Below are 4,265 nucleotides of genomic sequence, written 5' to 3'. Positions count from 1 at the left end.
CTCAGCGCAACCTCTTCAACCGCATGCTCGGCCAGCTTTACCACTGCCTCCAGGCGGGCGAGCAGACCGCATACCCCACCCCAATCGCCGCCGCTTGACGAACTAGGACGCTGAGGTGTCTGCGCTATTCACCGTACGGTGAAGCCACACGTAGATCGGCAACCGGTAGTCGCGCTCGACCGTCCTTCGGGTATGCCCCGGACCAGCACCCGCCCCCTCCTTGCCCGCCGGATCGTGCCGGTCATAACCCAGGTGATCGGTGACCTCGCCCTCCAGAGCCGACTCCAGAAGCCGCTTCGTCAGCTGCTGCAGGAGACCTCCTTCGCCCGCCAGCTGGAGTCCTTCGGCCTGGGCGCGGCCCACCAACTCCTCGATCAGCTGGTCATCCACCGCCTTCACCGACGGCGGGACTGCCACCTCTGAACTCGCGTCCCCAGGGGTGTTGTTACTGGTCATCAGTGCATCCTCCATGATCAGGAGTTACACCGTTAGTTTGGCCCTGTCTCACATTCGGTGGTGACGGAGAGTCGTGAGGGTCGTTGACATTCGCGTGAAGGATGTCAACGAGCTTGTGCAGACGGTGTTTTCGGGTCTTTCCCCGCTGGTCGTCGAGGATGTGTTCGACGAAGGTGAGCGGATCGTGGTGCGGGCACGGACTCCGCGGGACACTGCGGTCTGCCCGGTGTGCGAGGCCCCGTCGGAACGCGTGCACGGCCATCACTGGCGGACAGTCGCGGACGTGCCGGTCGATGAACGACGGGTGGTGGTCCGTGTGCGAGTGCGGCGTCTGGTGTGTCCCACGCGCGACTGCCGCCACACCTTCCGCGAACAGGTGCCCGGAGTGCTGGACCGGTAGCAGCGGCGTACGGCCCGCCTGACCAGGCAAGTCAAAGCCGTGGTCGCGGAGTTAGCGGGCCGGGCCGGGGCGCGTCTGCTGGCGATATTGGCGGTGAGCCTGTCGCGTCACACGGCCCTGCGCGCCCTGCTGCGGATTCCGTTGCCCACCGGGCGGGTGCCCCGTGTGATCGGCGTCGACGACTTCGCTCTGCGCCGGCGGCACCGCTACGCCACCGTGATCATCGATGCCGAGACTCATGAGCGGATCGACGTGCTGCCCGGCCGCACGGCCGACACCCTGGAGGCGTGGCTGCGCGAGCATCCGGGGATCGAGATCGTGTGCCGTGACGGCTCGGCGACCTATGCTGAGGCGATCCGGCGCGCCCTGCCTGACGCGGTGCAGGTCACGGACCGGTGGCATGTGTGGCATAACCTGTGCGAAGCCGCTCTGAGCGAGGTCAAGGCGCACAGCGCCTGCTGGGCCACCGTGCTGGACGCGCCCATCTACGACGGGCCCCGCGCCCAGACCACCCTGGAACGCTGGAACTAGATCCACGACCTGCTCGACCAGGGCGTCGGCTTGCTCGAGTGCGCCCGCCGTCTCCAGCTGGCCCTGAACACCGTCAAACGCTACGCGCGAGCCGATCGGCCCGAGCGCATGCTCCGCGTCCCCAAGTACCGAGCCAGCCTCGTCGGCCCCTACCGCGAGCACCTGCGCAAACGCCGAGCCGATGACCCCGGCATCCCCATCAAGCACCTCTTCGAAGAGATCAAAGCCCTCGGCTTCACGGGCTGCCTGAACCTCCTGCACAAGTACATCAACCAGGGCCGCGCGGACGCCGACCGCAGCCATATCTCCCCGCGCAGGCTCGCCCGGATGCTGCTGACCAGGCCCGACAACCTCAAGGCCGAGCAACACGAGCTCCTGGCCAAGCTCACCACCGCCTGCCCCGAGATGACCCAACTGGCCGCCGGTATCAGGGACTTCGCCCCACTCCTTACGCCGCACGCCGACAACGCCGACTCGCTCACGCGCTGGATCGCCCAAGTCCGAGCAGCCGACCTGCCCCATCTACATGCCTTCACCCGGGGCCTGGACCGGGACGTCGACGCCGTGATCGCCGGGCTCACGCTTCCGTACAGCAACGGCCCTACCGAGGGCGTCAACACCAAGACCAAACGGATCGCACGCCAGATGCACGGACGAGCAGGCTTCACCCTGCTTCGGCACCGCATCCTCCTCGGATAGCGGCACGCTCCGTCACCACCGAATGTGAGACAGGGCCGTTAGTTTTACAGGTGGGCGAGATCGCTGCGCTGATCACCTCGAGTACGGGAAAATCGGGGTGGGTGTCCCGGTCAGCCGATGGGCCTGCGATGCGAGCGAGCTCGTTTTACAGGATGGCGATGGGGGCCGACCAGGGGACCACGGATTGTTGCCGGGGCATCGGTTGACCGGTGTCGGAGCACGCGTGTCAGATTCCACCATTTCCCTTGGCTCCTCCGGGACACCCTCCGAGCACGCACGCACCATGCGGGAGGAGACCACGATGCCCCGGCTCCAGGATGTGCAGGACGAGGTGATCCATCTGCGGTCCGCGGGAGTGGACTTGGGCAAGCGTTTCCTGCTGGCCTGTGTCCGCGTTCCCTCCACGAAACGGGCCGGCAGCTGGTCGCTGGAGACATTGCGATTCGGTACCACTACCGCCGAGCTGCGGCGCCTGATGGGCTGGCTGCTCGGGCATCGAGTCGAGGTGGTCGTCATGGAGGCGACCTCGGACTACTGGCGCGGCGTCTACTACCTGCTGCAGCCGCATCTGAACCTGATGCTGGTGAACCCCGCCCATCTCAAGGGCATCCGCGGCCGCAAGACCGACCCGAGCGACGCGGCCTTCCTTGCCCGCGCCGGCGCTTCTGGCATGGTGATGGCCTCCTTCGTCCCCGGCCGGGACATCCGCGAACTGCGTGATCTCACCCGCCGCCGCACCGAACTGGGGCGGGCAGCGGGATGGGAAGCCCAGCGGCTGGAGAAGGAGCTCGAGGACACGGGCATGAAACTCTCCGCCGTCCTCAGCGACATTACCGGCGCCAGCGGCCGGGCCATCCTGGAAGCTCTCATCCGTGGCGAACGCGATCCGGCCCGCCTTGCCGACCTCACCCACGGCAGAGCCCGCAATAAGATTCCCGCCCTTATCGACGCCCTGGACGGCGAGTTCACCGGCCACCACGCCTTCATGGTCCGCCACTACCTCGACGAGATCGACCGCTGGAAGGACCTCATCGCCACCTTCGATACCCGCATCGCCCAACTCCTTGCCGACCATGAGCGGGATATGGAAGTCCTGCAGACTGTCCCGGGCATCGGCCGACTCGGCGCCGAAATCGTCATCGCCGAGACCGGTGGCGATATGACCCAGTTCGCCTCCGCCCACCACTTGGCCTCCTGGATCGGCGTCTGCCCGGGCCAGAACGAGTCCGCCGGTGTGAGCAAGAGCGGCCGCATCCGTCCCGGCAACGCCAGGGCCTTGACCCCTGATGTTGAACACACGAGACACTGGATCCTGAAGATCTGAGAACGGACATCTCGTGGTCATGAAGAACTACCCGCCGGAGTTCAAGGCGGACGCGGTCGCGCTCTACGAGTCGCGGCCCGAGGCGACGATCAGGTCGGTCGCCGCCGATCTGGGGATCAATCCGGAGACCCTGCGGAACTGGGTGAGGGCTGCCGGAGCAAGCCGTCCGCGCGGACGCCGGACGCCGGAGGCGGCCCAGCCGCCGGAACCGCTGGAGGCGGAGAACGCGGCCTTGCGGAAGAAGGTCCGCGAGCTGGAGGAGGAACGCGAGATCCTGCGGAAGGCGGCGAAATATTTCGCCGGGGAGACGCGCTGGTGAACCGCTTCCAGTGCGTCGCCGACCTGCAGCGCCGCTACGGCGTGAAGCGGCTCTGCAGCGTCCTTGGCGTCAGCCGCTCGAGCTTCTACTACTGGCGCCGGACAGCCGCCGACCGGGCCGCCCGGCGGGCGGCCGAGGCACAACTGGCCGTCCGGATACGGGCGGTGCACCAGGAGTCGGACGGCACCTACGGAGCGCCGAGGATCACCGCCGAGCTCCGCGAGACGGACGGTGAGGCGGTCAACCACAAGCGGGTCGCCAGGATCATGCGGGAGTCCGGGATCGAAGGGCTCCGGCTGCGCCGCCGGCACCGCACCACCGTCCCCGATCCAACTGCAGCCAAGGCTCCGGACCTGATCCGCCGCGACTTCACCGCGGGCAGGCCGAACACGAAGTACGTCGGCGACATCACTTACCTGCCCATCGACGGCGGGAAGTTCTGCTACCTGGCGACCGTCATCGACCTCGCCTCGCGCCGTCTGGCCGGCTGGGCGATCGCCGACCACATGCGCGCGGATCTCGTGACCGACGCCCTG

The 4,265-nt window shown here is 67.3% G+C and carries 1 protein-coding gene and 3 pseudogenes; 3 read left to right on the top strand and 1 reads right to left on the bottom strand.

The genetic code is table 11. The features are described from left to right. Positions 1 to 168 precede the first annotated feature (168 nt). Positions 169 to 456, bottom strand: a pseudogene (locus IE226_RS43395) (IS256 family transposase); the annotation flags it as partial. 94 nt (positions 457 to 550) lie between these two features. Here IE226_RS43395 and IE226_RS43390 point away from each other — a divergent pair. From IE226_RS43390 to IE226_RS44755, 3 genes and pseudogenes are all read left to right on the top strand, one after another. Beyond that, positions 551 to 2,086: pseudogene (locus tag IE226_RS43390) on the top strand (ISL3 family transposase). Positions 2,087 to 2,447: 361 nt separating this feature from the next. After that, complete coding sequence (locus IE226_RS43385; protein WP_190087053.1) at positions 2,448 to 3,410, top strand: IS110 family RNA-guided transposase; 963 nt, start codon at positions 2,448 to 2,450, stop codon at positions 3,408 to 3,410. 13 nt (positions 3,411 to 3,423) lie between these two features. Then, positions 3,424 to 4,265, top strand: a pseudogene (locus IE226_RS44755) (IS3 family transposase); the annotation flags it as partial.

Source organism: Streptomyces longisporoflavus, from assembly GCF_014649775.1.
Lineage (GTDB): Bacteria > Actinomycetota > Actinomycetes > Streptomycetales > Streptomycetaceae > Streptomyces > Streptomyces longisporoflavus.
Note: the sequence above shows the minus strand (reverse complement) of the source record. Positions and strands in the feature narration are given on the sequence as shown.